A 21,431-nucleotide genomic window follows, 5' to 3' on the forward strand; every position below is an offset into this window, starting at 1 on the left:
GACGCTTGAGAGAAGCGGGCGCTGGCCCCCCTCCCGACCTCCCCCCGCTTCGCAGGGGGAGGAGAGAAAGCCCTCCCCTGCGCAGCGGGGGAGGGTTGGGTGGGGGCTCGACGCCCGCACCTGCCCACACACTCAAAAAGACCAAATGACCGCCGGACGACGCATCTTCCTGAACATACGCGCGCTGGGGCTGGCCCGCGTCGCCACCCTGCTGAGCGGGCTGATCACCACGGCCTGGACCGCACGCGCGCTTGGGCCGGACGGGTTCGGCGTGCTCGGCTTCGGCACCTCCATGCTGGCCTACGCGGCGCTGTTCGTGAATCTCGGCCTGTCCACCTACGCGGTGCGCGAGATCGCCCGCGACCGGGAGAAGGCCACCGATCTCGCCGACCATGTGCTGACCTTGCGGATGCTGCTGGCTGTGCTGGTTGGCGGGCTCTACGCCCTGTTCGTGCTTCAGCTCGACAAATCGGCGCTGGTCAAGGCGGTGCTGCTGGTCCAGGCGGTGCAGTTGCTCGGCAACGCGCTGCTGCTCGACTTCGTCTACCAGGCGACGGAGCGGATGAGCGTCATCGCGGTGCGCGAGATCGGCACGTCGCTCGGCAACATGGTCGCGGTGCTGCTGCTGGTGCGCGGACCGGACGATCTGGCCGTCGCCGCCGGCATCACCGCCGTCTCCTTCGTCATCAACGCCGCCCTGATGCTGGCCCGCTTCAGCCGCGATTTCCGGATGCCGCGGCCGCGGGTGGACCTCGCCAAGTGGCGGGTCATCCTGAAGACCTCCGCCCCCATGGCGGTCAGCGTCTTCGCCTGGGCGCTGTTCTCCCACCTCGATCTGGTGATGCTGGGCTTCATGGCGCCGCAGACGGAGGTCGGCTGGTACGCCGCCGTGACCAAGCTGCTGGTGCTGTCGCTGACCGCCGGGAACATCATCCTCAGCGCCTTCATGCCGCAGCTCGCCGCCGCCTACGGCGACCGCGAGGCGATGCGGGCGCGGATGCGCGACTACGCCGCGACCATCCTGTCCATCGGGGCGCTGATCGCCGCCGGCGGCTTCACCCTGGCCCCGGCCATCCTGGGCACCGTCTTCGGCCCGGCCTACGCGCCGGCCGCCGACACGCTGCGCCTGCTGATGATCGCGGTCGCCATCGTCCACATCAACCTGACCATGGGCAACCCGCTGCTCGTCTGGCATCGGCAGACCGGCTACATGACGGCGATCCTGATCGGCGGACTGACCAACGCGGCGCTGAACCTGATCCTGATCCCGCGCTATGGGATCGAGGGCTCCGCCGCCGCCACCATCGTCGCCGAGCTGACCGCCATGGCCGGACTCGCCTGGCTGCACCGGCGGGCGGTCGGCCAGCTCTATCTCGGAATCGCCGCGCGGGCGGCGCTGTGCGGCGCGCTCGCCATGGCGGCGACCATGGGGCTGACCCACGCGCTGCCGGAGCTGATGGCCCCCGCGCACCCCCTGCCCGCGCTGCTGATCGGCGGCAGCGTGCTGGTCGCGGTCTACGCGCTGGCGGCGCTGCTGACCGGGCTGGTTCGCCCGTCGCGGCTGCGCCGGCTGATCGTGGCGGCGGTATGATGCGCCCGCCTCATCCCGAATCCCGCCGGACTCCGACCGGACGCACCCTTGCCGCCGGTCCGGGGTACCACGAACAAAACAATGCCCGATCAACGGCATAGCCATTTCACGCCACCCCGAACGGCCGGAACAATGCCGCGTTGCAAGACGTTCGGATTGCGCATGGCGCGGGTGGCGGATGGCGGCGCCTTTGGATGCATGCTCCAATCACTAAGCAGGATCGAAAGACTATGCTCCCAAAGTCCTTTCCCGACCGGAACGTCTGCGTGCTCGGCCTCGGCTATGTCGGGCTGACGCTGGGCGTGGCCATGGCGGACGCGGGGTTCCAGGTGCACGGCGTGGAAGTGCGGGACGAGGTGCTGGACAAGCTGGCCCACAGCGTCCCCCATTTCCATGAGCCGGGCCTCGCCGAGAAGCTGCGCCATGTGATGGAGCGCGGGCGCTTCACCTTCGGCCGCACGCCGGACAGCTCCCGGAATTGCACCGTCTTCATCATCACCGTCGGCACCCCGCTGGACCGCGACGGGCGCGTGCGCACCGACATGATCGAGGCGGCGACCCGCCAGGTGGCCGACTGCATCCACGACGGCGACCTCGTCATCCTGCGCTCCACCGTGAAGCTCGGGACGACCCGCGAGGTGGTGGCACCGATCCTGCGCCGCACCGGCAAGCGCTTCGACATTGCTTTCTGCCCCGAGCGTACGCTGGAGGGGCAGGCGCTGATCGAGCTGAACCAGCTTCCCCAGATCATCGGCGCGGAAAGCGTCGAGGTGGCGGCCCGCGCCTCGCAGATCTTCGGCATGCTGACCCCGACGACGGTCAAGGTCTCGACGCTGGAGACGGCGGAGATGATCAAGCTGGTGGACAACACCTACCGCGACGTCACCTTCGCCTTCGCCAACGAGATCGCCCGGCTGTGCAACGCCATGGAGGTGTCGGCGCTGGAGGTCTCGCGGGCGGGCAAGCTGGGCTACCCGCGCACGCAGCTTCCGCTGCCCGGCCCGGTCGGCGGCCCCTGCCTGGAGAAGGACCCGCACATCCTGATCGAATCCGCCCGCGGGTTCGGGGTGGAGATGGACATCACCGCCGCCGGGCGGCGCATCAACGAAAGCCAGCCCCACGAGGTGTCGCAGTTCCTGGAGCGGCTGACCGGCTCGATGCAGGGCTTCCCGCAGGAGCCGACCATCAGCCTGATGGGCCTCGCCTTCAAGGGCCGCCCGGCGACCGACGACCTGCGCGGCACCATGGCCAAGCCGCTGTTCGAGGAGCTGCGCACCCGCTTCCCCAAGGCGCGCTGGCGCGGCTTCGACGCGGTGGTGGCGGCGGACGACATCCGCGGCTTCGGCCTGGAACCGGCCAACAGCATGACCGAGGCGGTGGAGGGCGCCAACCTCGCCGTCATCCTGAACAACCACCCGGTCTTCACCTCCATGCCGCTGCCCGATCTGGCGCGCCGCATGGACCGGCCGGGGGTCATCTACGACTTCTGGAACAACTTCAACAGCCGCGAGGTGGACCTGCCTGAAGGCACGGCCTACGTGGCGCTGGGCAGCCACGGGGCCGCCCGCTTCGCCCATGTCGCTTGACGCCGCTGCCTGAGGGAAGAGACCAATGCCGAAACATTACCTCGTGACCGGGGGCAGCGGCTTCATCGGCGCCGCCCTGGTGCGCCGTCTGGTGCGCGACGGACACCGCGTGCGCGTTCTCGATGACAACTCCCGCGGCCACCCGCGCCGGCTGGGCGACGCCGTGGACGCGGTGGAATTCGTGTCGGGCGACATCCGCGACCCGGCGGCCGTGGACAAGGCGGTGCGCGGCGTCGACGGCGTGCTGCATCTGGCCGCCGTCAACGGCACCAAGCACTTCTACGAGAAGCCGGAGGTGGTGCTGGACGTCGGCGTGCGCGGCATGCTGAACGTTCTGGACGCCTGCCGGTCGAACGGGGTGGGCGACCTGGTGGTCGCCTCCTCGTCCGAGGCCTACCAGACACCGCCGATGGTGCCGACCCCGGAAGACATCCCGCTGGTCGTCCCGGACGTGCTGAACCCGCGCTACAGCTACGGCGGGTCGAAGCTGATCTCGGAGCTTCTGGCGGTCAACTGGGGCCGCACGGGCTTCGACCGCGTCGCCATCTTCCGCCCGCACAACGTCTACGGCCCCGACATGGGGTGGGAGCATGTGGTGCCGGAGTTCGTGCGCCGCGCCGTGGAGGCCATCGACCGCACGTCGGACGTCCTCGTGCCCTTCCCCATCCAGGGCGACGGCACCCAGACCCGCGCCTTCGTCCACATCGACGACGCGGTGGACGGCATCATGACGGTGATCGAGCGCGGCGAACACCTCGGCATCTACCACGTCGGCAACTCGGAGGAGATCTCCATCGCCGAAGTCGCCCGGCAGATCGTCGCCGTTCTGGGACGGGTGGCGGACATCCAGACCGGACCGGCCGCCCCCGGCGGCACCCAGCGGCGCAGCCCCGACATCACCCGCCTCTCCGCGCTCGGCTATGCGCCGCGCATCCCGCTGAAGGACGGTCTGCCCGGCGTGGTGGACTGGTACGCCGCCCGCAGCCGCGACGGCGACGCCCCGATCGCCAGCGCCGCCGAATAAGGGAACCGAAACCCATGGAGCGAAACAGCCGCATCTTCGTCGCGGGGCACCGCGGCCTCGTCGGCTCGGCCATCGTCCGCCGTCTGGTGGAGGGGGGCTACGACGACCTCGTGCTGCGCGGCCGCGACGAGCTGGACCTGACCGATCAGGCCGCCGTGCGCGCCTTCTTCGACCGGGAGAAGATCGACTACGTGATCCTGGCCGCGGCCAAGGTCGGCGGCATCCTGGCGAACGAGCGCTTCGGCGGCGACTTCATCCGCGACAACCTGCTGATCCAGACCAACGTCATCGACGCGGCTTGGCGGGCGGGAGTGAAGAAGCTGCTGTTCCTCGGCTCCTCCTGCCTCTACCCGAAGTTCGCGGAGCAGCCGCTGAAGGAGGAGGCGCTGCTGACCGGCCCGCCGGAGCCGACCAACAAGCCCTACGCCATCGCCAAGATCGCCGGCATCACCCAATGCCAAGCCTACCGCAAGCAGTACGGCTTCAACGCCATCTGCGCCATGCCGTCCAACCTCTATGGTCCCGGCGACCATTTCGACCCGGAGGGCTCCCACGCCATTCCCGGCATGATCCGGCGCTTCCACGACGCGAAGACGGAGCGGGCGCCGAGCGTCACCCTGTGGGGCACCGGCACGCCGCGGCGCGAGTTCCTCTATGTGGACGACATGGCCGACGCCTGCCTGCACCTGATGGAGCGCTACGACGGCGAGGACATCATCAACGTCGGCCCCGGCGAGGACATCGCCATCGGCGATCTGGCCCGGCTGATCCGCGGGGTGGTCGGCTACGAGGGGGCGCTGACCCAGGATCTGAGCAAGCCGGACGGCCACCCGCGCAAGCTGATGGACGTGTCGCGCCTGTTCGCCACCGGCTGGCGGCCCAAGGTCGGGTTGCAGGAGGGGCTACGCCGCACCTACGGCTGGTTCCTGGAGAACGCCGCCCCGCCGGCTTCCCGGCCCGCCGCCACCACGACCGGCGAAGCCGCGGAGTGACCGCCGATGCCCGATGACTCCACACCCCTGCGCGCACCGGTGACCGACGGGCCGGCGGCGTCGACCGCGCCCCCGCCTTCGATCCTGCCACCATCGGTCCTGCCGCCCTCAGTCCTGCTGGTGGCGATGAGCTATTGGCCGGAGCCCGCCGGCAGCGCGCCGATGATGACCGACCTCGCCACGGCCTTCGCCGCGGCGGGAACGGACATGACCGTGCTGACCGCGCGTCCCAACTATCCGGGCCAGGCCATCTACGACGGCTACGCCGACGGGGCCGAGGACCGCCGCACCGTGAACGGCGTGCGCATCGAGCGGCTGCTCACCATCCCGCCGAAGGGCGGCGGGATGAGGGCCCGGCTGATCCACGAGGGGGTGCTGCACGCCGGCTTCCTGGCGGCCCGCGCCCGCGGGCGCGTCGCGCGGCACAAGGCGGTGCTGTCGCTCTGCCCCTCGATCTTCAGCGTCGCCGTGGCCGACCGCTTCCGCGCGCCGGGCGGGCGGCACATCGCCATCGTCCACGACATCCAGTCGGGCCTCGCCGGCGCCCTGGGCATGGGCGGCGGGGCCGCGCTGAAGGCCATCCAGGCGATCGAGCGCACCGCGCTCAACCGCGCCGACGGCGTCGTCGTGCTGTCGGAGGCGATGGCCGACGTGTTGCGCGATCTCGGCGTGCGACGGCCGATCACGGTGATCCCGCCCCACGTCGACTCCGACGCCGTCCGCCCCTTGCCCCGGCCCGAGGGCCAGCCGCCGACCGTCCTCTACAGCGGCGCCTTCGCCCGCAAGCAGGGGTTGGACCAGGTGCTGGAGATGGCCCGCCACCTCCACGCGCTGCGCCCCGACGCCCGCGTGCTGCTGCGCGGCCAGGGCGGGCTGGAGGAGGAGTTGAAGGCCCAGGCCAAGGCGATGGCGCTGCCCAACGTGGAGTTCGCGCCGCTGATCGCCTCCGACCGGCTCGCCGAGGGCCTGGCGGAGGGCGACGTGCATCTGGTGCCGCAGCGTCCGGAGGGGGCGGCCTTCGCCATGCCGGGCAAGGCGGTCACCATTCTGGCCGCCGGCCGGCCCTTCGTCTGCACCTGCCTGCCGGGCTCCGCGCTCGACCGGCTGGGGACGGAGATCGACGCCTTCCGGCGCACCCCGCCCGACGCGCCGGAGGCCATGGCGCAGGCGGTGGCCGACCTGCTGAACGACCCCGCCCGGAGCGCCGCCATGGGCCGCCGGGGCCGCGCCTGGGTGGAGGGCAACGCCAGCCGCAGCGCCGTCCTGGCGCGCTACGCCACGCTGCTGCTTGGGAATGACGACGCATGACGAAACCCGCCCTGGTCTTCTCCTGGGAAATGTTCGGCCCCTACCACATGGACCGGCTTGAGGCGGTTGGGCGACGGCTCGGCCATCTCTACGACGTGGTCGGCCTGGAGGTCGGGTCGAAATCCCACACCTACGCCTGGGACTCCACCGGGGAGGGGCAGCACTTCCGCAAGGTCACGCTGTTCCCCGGACGCTCCAAGGCGGACATCCCGTCCTTCCAGGTCTACCGCGCGCTGCTGCGCGAGTGCCGCAAGGCGGGGGCCAGCCACGTCTTCCTGTGCCATTACGAGGAGCCGGACGTCTTCGCCCTGGCGGTGACGATGCGGCTGATGGGACGGCGCGTCGTCAACATGAACGCCTCCAAGTTCGACGACAAGCCGCGCGTCCTCTGGCGAGAGGCGCTGAAGTCCCTGCTCTACAAGCCCTATCAGGCGGCGATCGGGGGCAGCCACCGCACCGTCGACTATTACCGTTTCCTGGGTCTGCCCAAGGACCGGCTGTTCATCGGCTACGACACCCTGTCGCTGGAGCGGGTGCGCCGGCTGTCCGGCATGACTCCGGCGCCGGACGGCGTGCCCTTCGCCGAGCGGCACTTCACCATCATCGCCCGCTTCGTGCCGAAGAAGAACCTGTTCCGCGCGGTCGAGGCCTACGACCTCTACCGCCGGCTGGCGGGAGACGCGGCGCGGCCCCTGCACCTCTGCGGCTCAGGCCCGCTGGAGGCCGATCTGCGGGCCGAGGTCGCCCGGCGCGGGCTGGAGGGGCACATCCTCTTCCGCGGCTTCCTTCAGGAGAAGGCGATCGCGGAAACGCTGGGCTCCACCCTGTGCCTGCTGCTGCCCTCGCTGGAGGAGCAGTTCGGGCTGGTGGTGAACGAGGCGCTGGCGATGGGCGTGCCGACGATCCTGTCCGACCAGTGCGGCGCCCGCGACGTGCTGATCCGCAGCGGCCTGAACGGCCACATCGTCGAGCCCGACAACCCGGAGGGGCTGGCCCGCCACATGCTGTCCGTCGCGTCGGACGAGGCGGAATGGCGGCGCCTCAGCCTCAACGGACGGCCCTTCCAGGCGCTGGCCGACGCCGGCTATTTCGCGGAGGCCGTGGAGAAGGCCCTGCACAGCCTGGGCGCCCGCCCGGCAGCGTCTGTTCCGGAAACCGCCGCCCTGCAAACCGCCGCCCTGCAAACCGCCAACGAAAGCGCCCCCAAGGGCACCCGTGAAAGCGAAGCCTGATGACCGACCGCCGCAACACCCCCCACATCGTCGTCTCGGGCCGCCTTCCCCCGCCCACGGACGGGATGAGCCGGGTCACCGCCCTGGTGCTGGACCGCCTGCGCGATCGCGGCCCGGTCCAGGCCACGGTGGAGGTCGCGGACCTGTCGCCGGGCTGGAACGGCGGCGGCCTGCGCTACCACGCCGCCAAGGCGATGCGCGTGCTGCTGGCCGGCCTGCGTCTGGCGGCCGGGGCGACGATCCCCGGACGGCGTTTCTACATGCCCGTCGATTCGGGGCTGGGGATCTTCTACACGGCGGCGCTGGCCGGAGCGGCGCGGCTGTTCGGCTATGAACGGACGCTGCACCACCATTCCTTCGCCACCATCTCGAAGCCGACGTGGCGGATGAGCCTGCTGACCCGGCTGGCCGGCACGGACTGCATGCATGTGCTGCTCTGCCCCGCCATGCAGGCGCGCTTCCAGGCGCTCTACCCGGCGGCGAAGACGGCGATGAGCGTCTCCAACGCCATCTTCACCCCGCCGGTGCCGCGGCCGCGCCACGGCAAGTCCGGCCCGCTGCGCATCGGCCACCTGTCCAACCTGTGCGCCGAAAAGGGGCTGGACACGCTGTTCACCCTTCTGCGCGCCCTGCGGTCGGAGGGGGTGGACGTCAAGCTGGTGCTGGCCGGGCCGGGGCTGGGGCGCATGGACAACGCGCTGGTCGCGGCGGGGCTGGCGGCCTTCGACGGCGACGTGGAGTATCATGGCCCGGTGGACGACGAGGCCAAGGCGGCCTTCTACCGCGACATCGACGTCTTCGTCTTCCCCACCCGCTACCGCAACGAGGCGCAGCCGCTGGTGCTGTTCGAGGCGATGGCGGCGGGCGTGCCGGTGCTCGCCTACGACCGCGGCTGCATCGGCAGCGACATCCCCCGCCCCGGCCTCGTCCCCCAGGACCGGGACTTCATCCAGGCGGTGCTGCCGGCGCTGCGCCTGTGGGCCAAGGACCGCGACGCGCTGGCGCTCGCCTCCGAACAGGCCCACGCCCGTGCCCGCGCCGCCCACGAGGCCGGGCACAGCGGCATGGACGCGCTGCTCGACCGCATCGCCGGCCCGCTGCCCGAAGCCGCCGGGCCGGCCGTCCGCCCGAAGCGCGCCATGGGGTAGTCTCGCGTCGATGGAACTTCCTCGATATCAATCGCGTTTTCGGACGGGGCGGCTGGACCCGTGGGCCGGAATGCGCCATCATGAGCGCATACATCCGCAATCCGACCGACTCGATGACGCCCGCCGACAAAGCCCCATCCATCCGCTCGACCCGAGCCAGGGCCGTCCTGCCGGACGAACCCATCGACAGTGACACGAAAGCGGTTCACACTCCGACGCACGGACGCTCAACAGAGCCGGTTTCCGCGCAAGAACGGATGGCACGCATGGCTTACGTGACGCAGGACAAGTTCAACGAAGCCATCGATCATCTTGGCCATCACATCGACCGCCGGCTGACCGCGCTCGAAACCGAGGTGAAGTCTCTGCGCACCGACATGGTGCAGGGCTTCGAAAAGGTGGACCGGCGTTTCGAAGCCATCGACCAACGGTTCGAGGCCATCGATCAGCGGTTCGAGGCCATCGATCAGCGTTTCGAAGCCATCGACCAGCGGTTCGAAAACCTCGAAGGGTCGCTGGCCGCGTCGAACAAGGTCCACAACGACAATCATCTGGAACTGAAGCAGATGCTCGGCGTCCTGCTCCAGGAAATCCGCAGCAAGTAACCGTCACACCCAGCGCGCCGCCTTCACCCCGACGCGGGACAGGAACACCGCCACCCCCGCCAGCGCACGAGCGGTCCAGGGCGGCGCCGGGTCCAGGCGGGCGGCGTCGCGGGCGTGGAGCCGCTCGTCGAGGCGGCAGGCCTCCAGCAAATCCAGCAGCGCCGGATTGGGGGCGAGCCGCCGCGCCAGAGCGATCTGCCGGGCGTAATGCCCGTCCACCCAGGCCTCCACCCCGGCGACCACCGCGTAGAAGTAGGGCGGGCCGAGCCAGGCCGGCAACCCGCCCATCACCCGGCCCGACCAGCGCCAAAAGGCCAGCGGCGCGCTGCGCTTGTCCGGCGGCAGGACCGCCTCGAACAGCCGCAGGTGCCGCCGTTCGACCCGGCGGTGGGAGGCGGCGAAGCGCAGGACCTCCGGGTCGGTCGTGGCGCCGGCGACCCCGTCGTAGAGGGCCACCGCCACGGTCTCGCCGACATGGCTGGCGCGCAGCTCGCGCCGGATGCGCGCCGGCAGGGCGGACAGGTCGAGGCGCGGCGGCGCCAGCCCGATGGTGGCGGACGGCGGCGCCTCGGGAGACGGGCTGTGCGTGTCCATGGGTTCAGCGTGCCCCCTCCGGCCCGATGCGCGACCAGGGAAGATCCTGGAAACCGATCTTCAGGGCGGGGGAGTTCGGACGCAGGCGGTAGTCGTCCTTCGCCGGGTTCATGAAATAGGGGTCCGGCAGGTTGCCCCCCTGGACGGAGCGCGCCTGCGTGCGTTCCACGGGCGCCCCCGGCGCGCGCAGACCGCGGCCCGGCCGGTCGAAGATGTTGTTCTCCAGCCGGTACTCGCCGCCGGTCAGCGCCGTCACCAGCTGCTCCACCGGGACGCGGGCGTGGATGATGTTGCGGCTGGCCTCGTTGTCGCGCAGGAAGCCCGCCGTCCCCGCCTTCGGCACCCATTCGAAGCGCAGGAAGCGGTCACGCTCGTCGGTCAGCACGGCGATGTTGTTCTCCACCCGGTTGCCGTCGCCGCCATGGACGAAGACCGCCGCCCAGCCGGTGTCCTCCAGGAAGTTGCCCTCGACCCGCACGCCGTTGGTCAGGTCGTCCAGATAGATGCCGAAGCCCTTGTAGCGGGTCATCCAGCGCCCCGCCGCGTCGGTGGCGATCCCGCCGGTCCCCCGGATGTCGTTGAATCGGATGACCAGCCTGGTGTCGATGTCGCTGCGCCCCAGCGTTTCGATGGCGCCGAGGTCGGCGGTCTCCCGCCCGACGTCGCGGATGCGGTTGTACTCGATCACGTTGTCGGTGTTCTTCGTCTCCGGGTTCCAGTTCTTCATGGAGATGCCGTAGCGCGCGGCGTGCCGGATGTCGTTGTGGGCGATCTGCGTGCGGGTCACCCCGGCGCTCATGATGCCGCCGCCATAGAAATTCACCTCGCCGACATGGCGGATGGTGTTGGCGACGATCCGGTTGCCGGCGCTACCCGGTGTCAGCTCGATCCCGCTGCGCCCCAGATGCTCCAGCCGGTTGCCGCGCACCTCGCTGTCCGCGACGCCGACCAGCAGAACGCCCGTCCCGACGGCGGAGAAGCGGTTGTCGAGGACGCGGTGCCCGGTGCCGCCGGCCAGCCGCACCGCCGCCCCGTTGTAGGGCACGTCGGCGAAGGACAGCCCGTCGAGGGTGATGGAGTCCGCCTTCTCCGCCTGGATCAGCGGGGCGGTGCGGGCCACCACCGCCTCGCCGTCGCGGGCGAAGGCCGCCGGGTCGTGGGGGCGCAGCAGCAGGCGCCGGTCCTTGGCGCTCCAGGCGAACTGGCCGGGGAACTTCAGGAAGTCGGGATGGCCGAGCAAGCGGAAGGTGCTGCCGTCGCGGAACGGGTACCAGCCGTCGCGGTCGAGCACCAGCGTGCCGTTGCGGTCGATGCGCTCGATGCCGCGGATGTCGTCGGCCTGCCGTTCGCGGTCGAGCGCCTGGACGCGCACGCCGGGGACCGCCCAAGCCGCCTGGACGGTGCCGGGCGGAAAGCGGAACTGCCGCTTGTCGCCGCCGCCCTTGGTCTGCTGGGCGACGAACCAGCCGCTGCGGATCGGGTCCTGCGGGTCGAAGGCGCCGCTCTGCGCCGCGCGCAGCCGCGCCCCGCCGGCGCTGACGTCCAGGCCCGGCTCGCGCGCCAGCGGGGCGGAAACGACGCCGTCCCGCTCCGCCTTGAAGCCCGTCACCACCTCGCCGCCCGACAGGACCGGGGTCTCGCCGGGAAAGGCGGCGATGCGCAGCCCGGAATCCTCCGGCCCCAGAGTGACCGTGTCGGTCAGCCGGTGGGTGCCGCCGCGCAGCAGGATCAGGTGCAGGCCGCGCTTGCGCGCCTCCTCCACCGCGCGGGCCAGCGTGGCGACCGGGCCGTCCCGCCCGTCCGGGGTGGAGGCGGCGACCCGCCCGGACCAACGGTCGTCGCCCTGCGGGGAGACGTGGATCGCCGGCTCCGCCGCGACGGACGGGTGGGGGCCAGCCAGCAACAGGACCAGCCACAACAGCCCGCCCGCGAAGAGTCCAGGAATCCGGCGCGTCATATCACCTCCGTTCGGCACCCCAGCGAAACTGGCGGCGGGGGGCGGATGAAGCAAAAGCGCGGACGGGGTGCCTCGAAGGCGTGGCGCGGATAGCCCTGACCGGACGGACCTCGCCGTCTGCGCTCCCGGACGGGGGGACCCGACCGGGACCGGCGGTGTTGCTTCCGGATGTGCCGCCGTCGCTCCCGGGGGCCGGCACGACGACACCGCCCCACCGGCCGTCACACCACCGGCCGTGGCCGGCGGTGCCGCGCGTTCACGAGGTAAGGCGGAGTCCGGCATGATCGAAACGGCGTTGATCGCGCAGGTGCTGGTGGTGGCCCTGGTCGCCGTGGTGTTCCTCAGCACCGGCACCGCGTCGATGTTCCACCCGCTGACCTACTATCTGATCTTCCACACGCTGGTCTTCGTGATCCGCCCGCTGCTGGTCCACGGCTTCGGCATCGACAACGCCTGGCTGTTCATGGGCTACTGGCCGAGTGCGGCGGAGTTCGTGAAGTCGCTGACGGTCAGTTCGGTCGCGCTGGTCGCCTTCTCCGTCGCCTGCGGCTGGGCCGGGCGGGTCAAGCCGGACCTCAGCCGGGCGCCCACCTTCACCTTCGACCGGCTGGACATCACCGCCTTCGCCCTGACCGTGGCGGCGCTGGGGCCGCTGGCCATCTATTCGGCCATCCTGCGCCAGGACGGCGCCGACTTCACCGGCACCGGCGACGTGCAGATGGAGCGCGACCCGCTGACCGGCCAGCCGGTCTACGTCAACACCACCGGCTACATCGCCGAGGCCCATTCGATGGGCCTGCCGCTGACGCTGGGCATCATCTGGGTCAGCCGCTTCCACCCGCTGTCCTTCATCCCCTTCATCGCCTTCGTCAGCTACCGCGCCTATCTGGGCTGGGGGCGCTGGGCGATCATCATGGGCGTGCTGGGCATGGTGCTGCTGATCCTCTACCACACGCGCACCAAGTGGTTCCGCTGGTGGCAGCTCGCCTGCGGCCTGCCGGTGCTGCTGCTGTTCCACACGCTGGGCAACAACCGCGACTTCCTGCGCGGCGTGCTGGCTGGCACCGAGAATCCGGGCAAGCTGTTCAGCATCTTCCAGGGTGGCGAGGGCTCCTTCGTGGAGAGCGTGTCGAACCAGGACATCGCCAACTTCGACTTCCTGGCCTTCATCCTGTGGGCGGTGCCGCAGCAGTCGGGCACCTACACCTGGTTCACCCAGTATCTCCAGCTCTTCACCGAGCCGATCCCGCGCATGCTGTGGCCGGACAAGCCCATCGGCGCGCCGGTCAAATGGGTGTCGCTGCACGATTTCGGCAACTTCTCCAACCTGACCACCTCGCTGGCCGGCGACGGCTGGATGAGCGCGGGGTGGATCGGCGTGATCGTCACCATGGTGGTGGTCGGGCTGATCCTGGGACGGCTGCACCGCTGGTTCTGGGAGTCGGGCTTCACCAACCGCTACGCGGTGCTTTTCTATTGCGCCTTCATCCCGCTGTCGCTGCAATGGTACCGCGACGGCAACATCACCATCGTCAAGTTCGGCTTCTTCTCGCTGTTGCCCATCCTGCTGTGGATCGGCGCGACCAAGGCGCTGCGCCTGTGGATCGGCGACTCCGCCGGATCGCCGCTCGCGCAGAGCCGCATGTCGGTCTTCCGGTTCCCCGCGGACCGGGCGTGAGGCGACCGGTGGCGGCCGGGCTTGACAGGTTCCTTCTGCGCGGGCTGGCGCTGGCCGCCGCGCTGGTCCTGCCGCTGGCCTTCGCTCTGGACCCACCGGACGGCGACCTGACGGAGCTGGGCGGGTTCGCCGAGAACCGCTTCGGCCCCCGAGCGCCCCAGGCGATCTTCGTGCCGCCGCTGGCCGAGGCGGCGCGGCCCGGCGCCGATTACGACGCGCTGGTGTTCGGCGACGGCTTCTCCCGCCCCGAGGCGGAGGAGCGCCACGGCCGCTACGGCCGTTACTGGACCGACCATTTGCGCAACCTGACCGGCCTGACCGTCGGCGTGCGGCCCGCGGGTGCCGCGCCGCTGGCCGCCTATCTGGCCTCCCCCGACTTCCGGGAGCGTCCGCCGCGCGTGGTGATCCTGCAGTTATCGGAGCGCGACCTGAAGGAGCGCGTCGGCGTGTTGGACCTGTCCACCGTCACCACCCCCCGCCCCCACGAGGTGGCGACCCTGCGCCCCCTCGCCGTCCAGCCCCTCGACCGTCAGCCGCGGTCCCTGGAGCGCGCCCGCGCCCGGGCCTGGAACCCGCCGCCCGTCGGCCACGCGCTCGACCTGCTGGTCAAGGCGCTGCCCCGCGCGCTGCTGAACGTGACCGGCGGCCCGGTGGAGGAGCTGGCCCTGTCCTACGCGGGCCTGTTCAGCTCCGCCGCCGCGACGAGCACCCTCTTCCGCGCCGGGGATTTCCAGGCCTGGCGCAGCGACCACCGCCTGCTGGAGGAGCGACGCGCCGCGCTGCACGCGATCCAGGACGCGGTGGAGGCCAACGGGGTGACGCGCTTCCTGCTGCTGGTCGCGCCGGACAAGGGGACGGTCTACGCCGATTTCCTGCTCGATCCGCCAGCCCAACGGTCCGCGGTGGACGAGGTCATGGCCGCCGATCCGACGCTCCAGGCGGTGCCCCTGGCCGCCGGCCTGACGGCGCTGGCCGCCGGCGGGGTGCGCGACCTCTACGCGCCCAACGGCAGCCGCTGGGGGCTGGAGGGGCAGCTCTACGCGGCGCGGACGGTCGCCCGCAAGCTCGCCGGGCTGGGCGTGCTGACCGGCGCCACCGCCCCCTCGCCGGACGTCGCCATCCTGCCCTGCCGGCCCGGCCAGGGCGACTGCGCCCCCACCCGCACCCAAACCGACTGATGGACAGGACCAGGAGGAACCGCCCAGCCATGGCTCACGACACATTTTCGGCAAACGACGGCCCGGCGGACGAGGTTTCGGCAGACATTGCCTCGGGGGACATCGCCCACGGCGTCGTGGCGATCGTCGTCACCCACAACCGCCTGCCGCTTCTCGCCACCTGCGTCGCGGCGATCCTCGGGCAGCAGCCGCGACCGGAGCGGCTGGTGGTGGTGGACAGCGGCTCCAGCGACGGCACGCCGGAGTGGCTGGCCGCGCAGGCGGAGGAGCGGGGCGACGCGCTGGTCGTGATGCGCCAGGCCAATTGCGGTTCCGCCGGCGCCTACCACACCGCCTTCGAGACGGCGCTCGGCCTCAGCGCCCGCTGGATCTGGAGCACCGACGACGACGGCATCCCGCAGCCGGGCGCGCTGGCCGAGCTGCTGGCCCAGGCGCGGCACCACGGCCTGTCCATGGTCGGCCCGCTGGTGCTGGCGGCGGAGGACCGCTTCACCCTGGCCTTCCCCATGCAGGGCACCCGCGACCCGGACAGCCTGATGGCGCGGGCGGTGGACGGGTTGGCGCCGGGCACCATCGCCCTGTTCAACGGCACGCTGATCGGGCGGGCGGTGTTCGAGCGGATCGGCAACGTGAAGCGCGAGATGTTCATCTGGGGCGACGAGTACGAGTTCACCCTGCGCGCCCGCCGCGCCGGGCTGAAGGTCGGCACGGCGGTGAAGGCGCTGCACGTCCATCCCGGCATGTCGCGGACGGAGCACAAGGTGCTGGGCGGCCGGCTGGGCACGGTGGAGACGATGCGGGCCGACCGGGCGCCGCATTTCTTCCGCAACATGGGCTACATCCACGCCAACTACGAGAAGGCCGGGGTGATCCCGCGCATGATCGCCAAATACACCGCCCATTATCTGGTGAACCGGGATTTCCGCGGCCTGCGGGTCTTCCTGAACAGCTACCTGTCCGGCCTGCGCGACGAGTATCCGGAGGAGTTGAAACGTCCGCCGGTCCGGCTGCCCCTGCCCGAGCGGCCGCGCGCCGCCTCGTCCTCCTCCAGCGAGGTCGCCTGATGCCCACCGTCAGCGCCGTCATCGCCACCTTCAACCGCGCGCCGGAGTTGCGCACCGCGCTGTCCCGCCTGCTCGCCCAGACGCACCCCGTCGCCGAGATCCTGGTGGTGGACGACGGGTCCACGGACGGCACCGACGCCATGGTGCGGGAGGAGTTCCCCACCGTCCGCTACGTCCGGCTGCCGCACAACGCCGGGCTGATCTACGCCCGCAACTTCGGCTTCGTGAACACGGCGGGCGACTACGTGCTGTCGGTGGACGACGATTCCTGGTTCGCCGAGCCGGACGGCCTCGCCCGCACGGTGGCCTACATGGAGACGCACGCGGACGTGGCGGCGGTGGCCTGCAACATCGAGACGCGCGACGGGCTGGTCTATTTTCCGCCGCAGGCCGATCCCTTCGACGCGCCCTGGTACGTCGGCTGCGGCCATCTGCTGCGCCGCAGCGCGGTCGCCGCCATCGGCCTCTACATGCCGGAGCTGTACCGCCAGGGGGAGGAGAAGGACCGCTGCCTGCGGCTGATCGGCGCCGGCCACCGGGTGGTCGCCCTGCCCGGCATCATGGTCTATCACGACAAGAGCGAGAAGGGCCGCAAGCCGGGGCTGGAGCGTTTCTACAACCACCGCAACGACCTGATCCGCGAGGTGGCCCGCTGCCCCGCCGGCCTGCTGCCCTGGCGCTTCGCGCGGAGCTGGATCGGCAACAGCTGGAAGAACCTGCGCCATGGCCCGCGGCTGACCGACCTGAAGGTCCTGCTGGCCCTGCCGGAGATCCTCCGCGTCGGGCTGAAACACCGCGCCCCCGTCAGCGAGGACGCCTACCGCCGCTGGCTGCACCTGTCCAAGACGGCCGCACCCGGCCTTCCCCAACCCGACCCGGCCCCAAGCCACAATCCCCTCCCCCGCCCAGCGGGGGAGGGTTAGGGTGGGGGCAAGCCGCCCCCCTGAAGCCATCACCTACGCCGACGTCCGCGCCAGATGGTGCCCGATCGCCGTGCGCAGCTTGTTCAGGCGGCGCGGCAGCTTGCGGAGCTGGCGCAGCACGGCGGGCTGCGGCGGGTTGATCGGCTCGCTCAGCAGGTCGGGGGCCATGCGGCGGATCAGCTCCGCCTGATGCTGGCTGGAGCGGCGGACGTCCACCGGCATGGCGAGCGCGATCGCCAGGAAGTCCGCGCAGTTGCCGACCTGGAAGAGCTGCCGCCCGGTCAGGTCCACCCCCTGGTCGATGGCCGACAGCCAGCCGGCCACCCGCTGCTCCAGATAGAAGCGGTCGCGCAGGTCCATCGTGCCGCCCGGCAGCACGTCCGGCGTCCGCACCACCCAGGCCAGCCACTCGCGCAGCGCCTCGCAATGGGACGGCGGGTTGTAGAGCTTGCCGCGGAAGGCGTCGAAGATCCGGGCGGCGGTGTCCTCGCCGTCGGCGGCGAGACCCGGCGGGATCTGCCCCCAGTAGAAGCAGCGTGCCACCTCGAAGACGCCGCCGTGCAGGACCACCGCGCCCTCCGGCACGCCGTCCCAGGCGCCGTTGGCGTAGAACTCCCCGTCCATCGCCGCGGTGTGAGCGCCGGTGTGGGCGGCGTAGTCCCGCGCCCGTTGGGCATCCAGCGGCGGACAGGGAATGAGGTGATGCTCCACCCCGGCCAGCCGGGCCAGCTTCGGCGGCAGCTTGCGGTCACCCGGCGTCAGGTCGCGGTGGTCGAAGGTGAAGGTGGCGAAGGGCACCTCGGCCTTCTGCGCCGCGGCCAGCAGCAGCCGCGTGTCGTAGCCGGCGGTGAGCTGGAGCATCAGCGGGCGGTGGCCGCCGTCCGGCCCCGACAGGGTCCGGTGCAGGTTGCGGATGGCGGTGACCAGGATGGATTCCATCCGCTCATAGGCGAGCGAATCGGAAAAGCCCGGCGGAACCGCCGGGAAGGGCCGGCGGAAGGTCAGGAAGCCCGAATCGTCCATCGGACGGGCCGGGTCGAGCACCTGGGTCGGCAACAGCCGGCGCACCCCCGCCAGCCCCGAGCCGGGCAGCGGGTACCAGTCCAGCCCGGCCTCGTGCGCCAGCGGGCGGCGGAAGCTCGCCTCCTCGCCCAGCAGCTCGGCCATCACCCCGGCGCTGGAGGTGAGGGTCAGGGCGCCGTCCACCATTCCGTAGAAGCAGCCGAGCGTCCCGCCGGTGTCGAGATGGACCGCGCGGTTGTTGAGCAGCAGCCAGCGCCCCGTCCAGGAGCGGCACAGCTCCGCGATGTCCCCGGAGCGGGACGCGGCCAGCGCCTCCAGCGGGTCGGGACGCGCCGGGTCGGTCTGCACGGGCAGCCCCAGCAGGTGCCAGACCGTCTTGTCGGCGCCGAGCACGCGCCGGACCGGCAGGTCGGGACAATGGGACAGGACCAGCCCGCCGATGTCACGGCTCACCCAATCCGGACGGAGCGCGTGGGTGTTTCTGGACACGATGAATTGCCGCCGGTGCAGCATGCCGACTTCCCCCGGACCTTTCGCGAATGTCAGGGGGTAAACACGCCGCATGGCGAGGGAGGCAGGGCCCTACCCCTTTTCACCCTCCTTTGCGCCACCCTTCTTGCCCTTGCCCATCCGAACGGAGAATATTTCCCACGCTTGGGTGGCAGCGCGTGATTGACTCCGGGGGTCGGTACCTCTATACAGCGGGGCTCATTTTTTGCCCTGAGATCGAGGAGTATGGTGCCGTGAAACGCACGTTCCAGCCCAGCAAAATCGTGCGCAAGCGCCGGCATGGCTTCCGCGCCCGCATGGCGACCGTCGGTGGCCGCAAGGTGATTGCCCGCCGTCGCGCCAAGGGCCGCAGTGTCCTGAGCGCCTGATACGCATGGCGGCGCCGGACCCCAGGGTCGGGCGCCTGAAGCGGCGGCCGGAGTTTCTGGCCGTGGCCGGTACACGGCGCAAGCATGTGGCTCCCGGCCTTATCCTGCAGGTGCGCCGACACGACGAACGGCAGCGGCCCGCCCCTGGCGAGCCGCCGATTCGTCTTGGCCTGACGGCGAGCCGCAAAGTGGGGAACGCGGTCGTGCGCAATCGCGCACGCCGCCGCCTTCGCGAAGCGGCCCGCCAAATTCTGACCGCCCACGCGGCCCCCGGTCACGATTTCGTGCTGGTGGCCCGCGCCGCGACGGCCGAAAGGCCGTGGACGGAGTTGGTGGGCGATCTGATCGCGGCGCTGAAACGCCTCGGTCTGTGGCGCGACGTCTCCAAGAGCGACGCGTCCAGGAACGAGGTGAATGGCGGGCCAAACGCCGTCACTTCCAACGGCGGGACCGGCAACGGTTCCGGCGGCGGGGAGGTCGGCGCGTGAGCCCGCTCGCCTATTTTCTGCGCGCGCTCGTGGTCGGTTATCAGTGGACCCTGTCGCCCTTCATCGGGTGGCACTGCCGATTTCAGCCGACCTGTTCAAACTATGCGCTGGATGCGCTATCTAAGCACGGAGCGATCCGGGGCAGTTGGCTGACCGTCCGGAGGCTTCTGCGCTGCCATCCCTGGGGCGGGTGGGGATATGATCCCGTGCCCGAACCGGGGCGGTCCACCCGCTGTTCGCACGGGCCGGACGAAGCGGCGCATCGATGCAGCAATTCGCATGCCGGCCTGAAAACCGGCGTTCGGCCCCCTTCTTAACAGAAGGCCCACGGCAACCGGGATGCCATGACCGATCAACGCAACCTCATCCTCGCGATCGCTCTGTCGATCGCCATCCTCCTGGGATTCCAGTATTTCTACGATGGACCCCGGGTGAAGCAACAGCAGGCTGCGCAGCAGGCCGCCCAGACGGAGCAGTCGGTCGCCCCCGGCGCCGCGCCCGCGCCGGGCGCCGCTCCCGGTTCGGTCCCCGGCACCGCGGCTCCCGCCACGGTCCGCGACCGCGCCGGCCTGCTCGCCGAGCAGATGGCCGCCGGAACGCGCGTCAAGATCAACACGCCGTCGCTGCACGGATCGGTCAATCTGGTTGGGGGCCGCATCGACGACCTGACGCTGGCCGACTACCGCGTCACCCCCGATCCCAAGAGCCCGGAAATCGTCCTGCTGGCCCCCGCCGGCACGCCCGAGGCCTACTACGCCGAGTTCGGCTGGGTTCCGGAGGACAAGTCGCAGCCGGTTCCCGGCGCCGACACCCGCTGGACCGCCGCCGGCACCGCGCTGACGCCGGACCAGCCGCTGGTTCTGACCTGGGACAACGGCAAGGGCCTCGTGTTCGAGCGCACCATCGCGGTCGATCCGAACTTCATGTTCACGATCACCCAGAAGGTGCGCAACACCGGCTCCGCCCCGGTCAGCCTGCTGCCCTACAGCCTCGTCAGCCGCGCCGGCACGCCGCACACCGACGGCTACTACATCCTGCATGAAGGCCCGCTCGGCGTCTTCGACGGCAAGCTGAACGAGCACAAGTACGACGACCTGCGCAAGGCCGGCACCATCTCCGCCCAGTCGACCGGCGGCTGGATCGGCATCACCGACAAGTACTGGCTGGTCTCGCTGGTCCCCGACCAGAAGGCCCCGATCACCGCCCGCTTCGTCCACTCCGCCCCTGGCGCCGCCGACCGCTATCAGGTCGACACGCTCGGCAAGGCCGTGGAAATCGCCCCCGGCGCCACCATCGAGATGACCGACCGGCTGTTCGCCGGCGCCAAGCAGGTCCGCCTGCTCGACGACTATTCGGACAAGCTGGGCATCGCCAACTTCGACCTGGCGATCGACTTCGGCTGGTTCTACTTCCTGACCAAGCCGTTCTTCTACGGGTTGGACCTGCTGGGCCGCCTGTTCGGCAACTTCGGCATCGCCATCCTGGTCTTCACCGTGATCGTCAAGGCGGCCTTCTTCCCGCTGGCCAACAAGTCGTATCACGCGATGGCCAAGATGAAGAAGCTGCAGCCCAAGATGATGGAGCTGCGCGACCGCTTCGGCGACGACAAGGTCCGCCTGAACCAGGAGATGATGGCGCTCTACAAGCGCGAGAAGGTCTCGCCGGTGTCGGGCTGCCTGCCGATCCTGATCCAGATCCCGGTCTTCTTCGCGCTGTACAAGGTGCTGTTCGTGACCATCGAAATGCGGCACGCGCCGTTCTTCGGCTGGATCCACGACCTGTCCGCGCCCGATCCGACCACCATCTTCAACCTGTTCGGTCTGATCCCGTGGCAGCCGCCGCACATCCTGATGCTGGGCCTGTGGCCGATCATCATGGGCATCACCATGTACTTCCAGCAGAAGCTGAACCCGGCACCGCCCGATCCGGTGCAGCAGAAGGTGTTCCAGTTCCTGCCGATCATCTTCACCTTCATGCTCGCCAGCTTCCCGGCTGGTCTGGTGATCTACTGGGCCTGGAACAACACCCTGTCCATCGCCCAGCAGTGGATCATCATGCGGCAGGACGGTGTGAAGGTGACCTGAGGGTTCTCTTCACCTGATACCCGGCCTCCCTGATTTCCCTGTCTGTTTTCAGGGCATCGACCGCCGGCAAGCGCCTCC

19 protein-coding genes are annotated in these 21,431 nt (G+C 70.4%); 16 read left to right on the top strand and 3 right to left on the bottom strand.

Features of this window, described 5'->3' with window-relative positions:
• Positions 1–145: 145 nt before the first annotated feature.
• The 8 genes from FHW79_RS01010 to FHW79_RS01045 all read left to right on the top strand — a co-directional run bounded on the left by FHW79_RS01010 (position 146) and on the right by FHW79_RS01045 (position 9,486).
• Entirely contained in the window at positions 146–1,591 is a 1,446-nt protein-coding gene (locus tag FHW79_RS01010; RefSeq protein WP_183177271.1) for a flippase, read from the top strand.
• A gap of 230 nt (positions 1,592–1,821) precedes the next feature.
• Entirely contained in the window at positions 1,822–3,177 is a 1,356-nt protein-coding gene (locus tag FHW79_RS01015; protein WP_183177272.1) for a nucleotide sugar dehydrogenase, read from the top strand.
• Positions 3,178–3,202: 25 nt separating this feature from the next.
• Positions 3,203–4,201 (top strand): SDR family NAD(P)-dependent oxidoreductase, encoded by a 999-nt coding sequence (locus FHW79_RS01020; protein ID WP_183177273.1) that lies wholly within the window; start codon positions 3,203–3,205, stop codon positions 4,199–4,201.
• A gap of 14 nt (positions 4,202–4,215) precedes the next feature.
• Complete coding sequence (locus FHW79_RS01025) at positions 4,216–5,193, top strand: GDP-L-fucose synthase (RefSeq protein ID WP_183177274.1); 978 nt, start codon at positions 4,216–4,218, stop codon at positions 5,191–5,193.
• 6 nt (positions 5,194–5,199) lie between these two features.
• The gene (locus tag FHW79_RS01030; RefSeq protein ID WP_183177275.1) at positions 5,200–6,501 is read left to right on the top strand and encodes a glycosyltransferase family 4 protein; all 1,302 of its coding nucleotides are present in this window, start codon (positions 5,200–5,202) and stop codon (positions 6,499–6,501) included.
• Positions 6,498–7,733 carry a glycosyltransferase gene (locus FHW79_RS01035; RefSeq protein ID WP_183177276.1) on the top strand — a complete coding sequence of 412 codons (1,236 nt, stop codon included), beginning with the start codon at positions 6,498–6,500 and terminating at the stop codon, positions 7,731–7,733. The genes FHW79_RS01030 and FHW79_RS01035 overlap by 4 nt, the downstream gene beginning before the upstream one ends.
• Positions 7,733–8,881, top strand: coding sequence for a glycosyltransferase family 4 protein (locus FHW79_RS01040; protein WP_183177277.1), 1,149 nt, complete (start codon positions 7,733–7,735; stop codon positions 8,879–8,881). Before FHW79_RS01035 ends, FHW79_RS01040 begins: the two co-directional genes overlap by 1 nt.
• Before the next feature lie 80 nt (positions 8,882–8,961).
• A complete protein-coding gene (locus tag FHW79_RS01045; protein ID WP_183177278.1) occupies positions 8,962–9,486 on the top strand; it encodes a hypothetical protein in 525 nt (174 codons plus the stop codon).
• Positions 9,487–9,489: 3 nt separating this feature from the next.
• Here FHW79_RS01045 and FHW79_RS01050 read toward each other — a convergent pair whose 3' ends face one another.
• Positions 9,490–10,080 carry a demethoxyubiquinone hydroxylase family protein gene (locus tag FHW79_RS01050; RefSeq protein ID WP_183177279.1) on the bottom strand — a complete coding sequence of 197 codons (591 nt, stop codon included), beginning with the start codon at positions 10,078–10,080 and terminating at the stop codon, positions 9,490–9,492.
• Between the two features lie 4 nt (positions 10,081–10,084).
• The gene (locus FHW79_RS01055; RefSeq protein WP_183177280.1) at positions 10,085–12,037 is read right to left on the bottom strand and encodes a right-handed parallel beta-helix repeat-containing protein; all 1,953 of its coding nucleotides are present in this window, start codon (positions 12,035–12,037) and stop codon (positions 10,085–10,087) included.
• A 280-nt stretch (positions 12,038–12,317) separates the two neighbouring features.
• On the opposite strand from FHW79_RS01055, the gene FHW79_RS01060 reads away from it, so the two are divergent.
• From FHW79_RS01060 to FHW79_RS01075, 4 genes are read left to right on the top strand one after another with little or no spacing between them, the layout of a single operon-like run.
• Positions 12,318–13,715, top strand: a complete 1,398-nt coding sequence (locus FHW79_RS01060; protein WP_035671151.1) for a hypothetical protein — start codon at positions 12,318–12,320, stop codon at positions 13,713–13,715.
• A gap of 8 nt (positions 13,716–13,723) precedes the next feature.
• The gene (locus FHW79_RS01065; RefSeq protein ID WP_183177281.1) at positions 13,724–14,893 is read left to right on the top strand and encodes a hypothetical protein; all 1,170 of its coding nucleotides are present in this window, start codon (positions 13,724–13,726) and stop codon (positions 14,891–14,893) included.
• Between the two features lie 29 nt (positions 14,894–14,922).
• Entirely contained in the window at positions 14,923–15,957 is a 1,035-nt protein-coding gene (locus FHW79_RS01070; protein ID WP_183177282.1) for a glycosyltransferase, read from the top strand.
• A complete protein-coding gene (locus FHW79_RS01075) occupies positions 15,957–16,880 on the top strand; it encodes a glycosyltransferase family 2 protein (RefSeq protein WP_183177283.1) in 924 nt (307 codons plus the stop codon). The genes FHW79_RS01070 and FHW79_RS01075 overlap by 1 nt, the downstream gene beginning before the upstream one ends.
• Before the next feature lie 33 nt (positions 16,881–16,913).
• Here the strand turns inward: FHW79_RS01075 and FHW79_RS01080 are convergent, their stop codons facing one another.
• Positions 16,914–18,416: a hypothetical protein gene (locus FHW79_RS01080; protein WP_183177284.1), complete on the bottom strand. Its 1,503-nt coding sequence runs from the start codon at positions 18,414–18,416 to the stop codon at positions 16,914–16,916.
• Positions 18,417–18,646: 230 nt separating this feature from the next.
• On the opposite strand from FHW79_RS01080, the gene rpmH reads away from it, so the two are divergent.
• Genes rpmH through yidC form a run of 4 tightly spaced genes read left to right on the top strand, consistent with a single transcriptional unit; the run spans position 18,647 to position 21,353 of the window.
• Positions 18,647–18,781, top strand: a complete 135-nt coding sequence (gene rpmH, locus FHW79_RS01085) for a 50S ribosomal protein L34 (protein ID WP_014239280.1) — start codon at positions 18,647–18,649, stop codon at positions 18,779–18,781.
• A gap of 5 nt (positions 18,782–18,786) precedes the next feature.
• On the top strand, positions 18,787–19,269 hold the full coding sequence (gene rnpA, locus FHW79_RS01090) for a ribonuclease P protein component (RefSeq protein WP_183177285.1): 483 nt from the start codon (positions 18,787–18,789) through the stop codon (positions 19,267–19,269).
• A complete protein-coding gene (gene yidD / locus FHW79_RS01095; protein WP_081862847.1) occupies positions 19,266–19,586 on the top strand; it encodes a membrane protein insertion efficiency factor YidD in 321 nt (106 codons plus the stop codon). The genes rnpA and yidD overlap by 4 nt, the downstream gene beginning before the upstream one ends.
• A 27-nt stretch (positions 19,587–19,613) precedes the next feature.
• Entirely contained in the window at positions 19,614–21,353 is a 1,740-nt protein-coding gene (gene yidC / locus FHW79_RS01100; protein WP_183177286.1) for a membrane protein insertase YidC, read from the top strand.
• Positions 21,354–21,431 lie beyond the last annotated feature (78 nt).

Origin of the sequence: Azospirillum sp. OGB3 (genome assembly GCF_014192915.1) — a bacterium.
Classification (GTDB): Bacteria; Pseudomonadota; Alphaproteobacteria; order Azospirillales; family Azospirillaceae; genus Azospirillum.

Coding starts and splice junctions, on each gene's coding strand:
- FHW79_RS01010 (WP_183177271.1), top strand. CDS start 146: ATGACCGCCGGACGACGCATCTTCCTGAACATACGCGCGCTGGGGCTG.
- FHW79_RS01070 (WP_183177282.1), top strand. CDS start 14,923: ATGGCTCACGACACATTTTCGGCAAACGACGGCCCGGCGGACGAGGTT.
- FHW79_RS01080 (WP_183177284.1), bottom strand. CDS start 18,416: ATGCTGCACCGGCGGCAATTCATCGTGTCCAGAAACACCCACGCGCTC.
- yidC (WP_183177286.1), top strand. CDS start 19,614: ATGACCGATCAACGCAACCTCATCCTCGCGATCGCTCTGTCGATCGCC.
- FHW79_RS01055 (WP_183177280.1), bottom strand. CDS start 12,037: ATGACGCGCCGGATTCCTGGACTCTTCGCGGGCGGGCTGTTGTGGCTG.
- FHW79_RS01045 (WP_183177278.1), top strand. CDS start 8,962: ATGAGCGCATACATCCGCAATCCGACCGACTCGATGACGCCCGCCGAC.
- FHW79_RS01040 (WP_183177277.1), top strand. CDS start 7,733: ATGACCGACCGCCGCAACACCCCCCACATCGTCGTCTCGGGCCGCCTT.
- FHW79_RS01030 (WP_183177275.1), top strand. CDS start 5,200: ATGCCCGATGACTCCACACCCCTGCGCGCACCGGTGACCGACGGGCCG.
- FHW79_RS01020 (WP_183177273.1), top strand. CDS start 3,203: ATGCCGAAACATTACCTCGTGACCGGGGGCAGCGGCTTCATCGGCGCC.
- FHW79_RS01050 (WP_183177279.1), bottom strand. CDS start 10,080: ATGGACACGCACAGCCCGTCTCCCGAGGCGCCGCCGTCCGCCACCATC.
- FHW79_RS01075 (WP_183177283.1), top strand. CDS start 15,957: ATGCCCACCGTCAGCGCCGTCATCGCCACCTTCAACCGCGCGCCGGAG.
- FHW79_RS01025 (WP_183177274.1), top strand. CDS start 4,216: ATGGAGCGAAACAGCCGCATCTTCGTCGCGGGGCACCGCGGCCTCGTC.
- FHW79_RS01035 (WP_183177276.1), top strand. CDS start 6,498: ATGACGAAACCCGCCCTGGTCTTCTCCTGGGAAATGTTCGGCCCCTAC.
- rnpA (WP_183177285.1), top strand. CDS start 18,787: ATGGCGGCGCCGGACCCCAGGGTCGGGCGCCTGAAGCGGCGGCCGGAG.
- FHW79_RS01015 (WP_183177272.1), top strand. CDS start 1,822: ATGCTCCCAAAGTCCTTTCCCGACCGGAACGTCTGCGTGCTCGGCCTC.
- FHW79_RS01060 (WP_035671151.1), top strand. CDS start 12,318: ATGATCGAAACGGCGTTGATCGCGCAGGTGCTGGTGGTGGCCCTGGTC.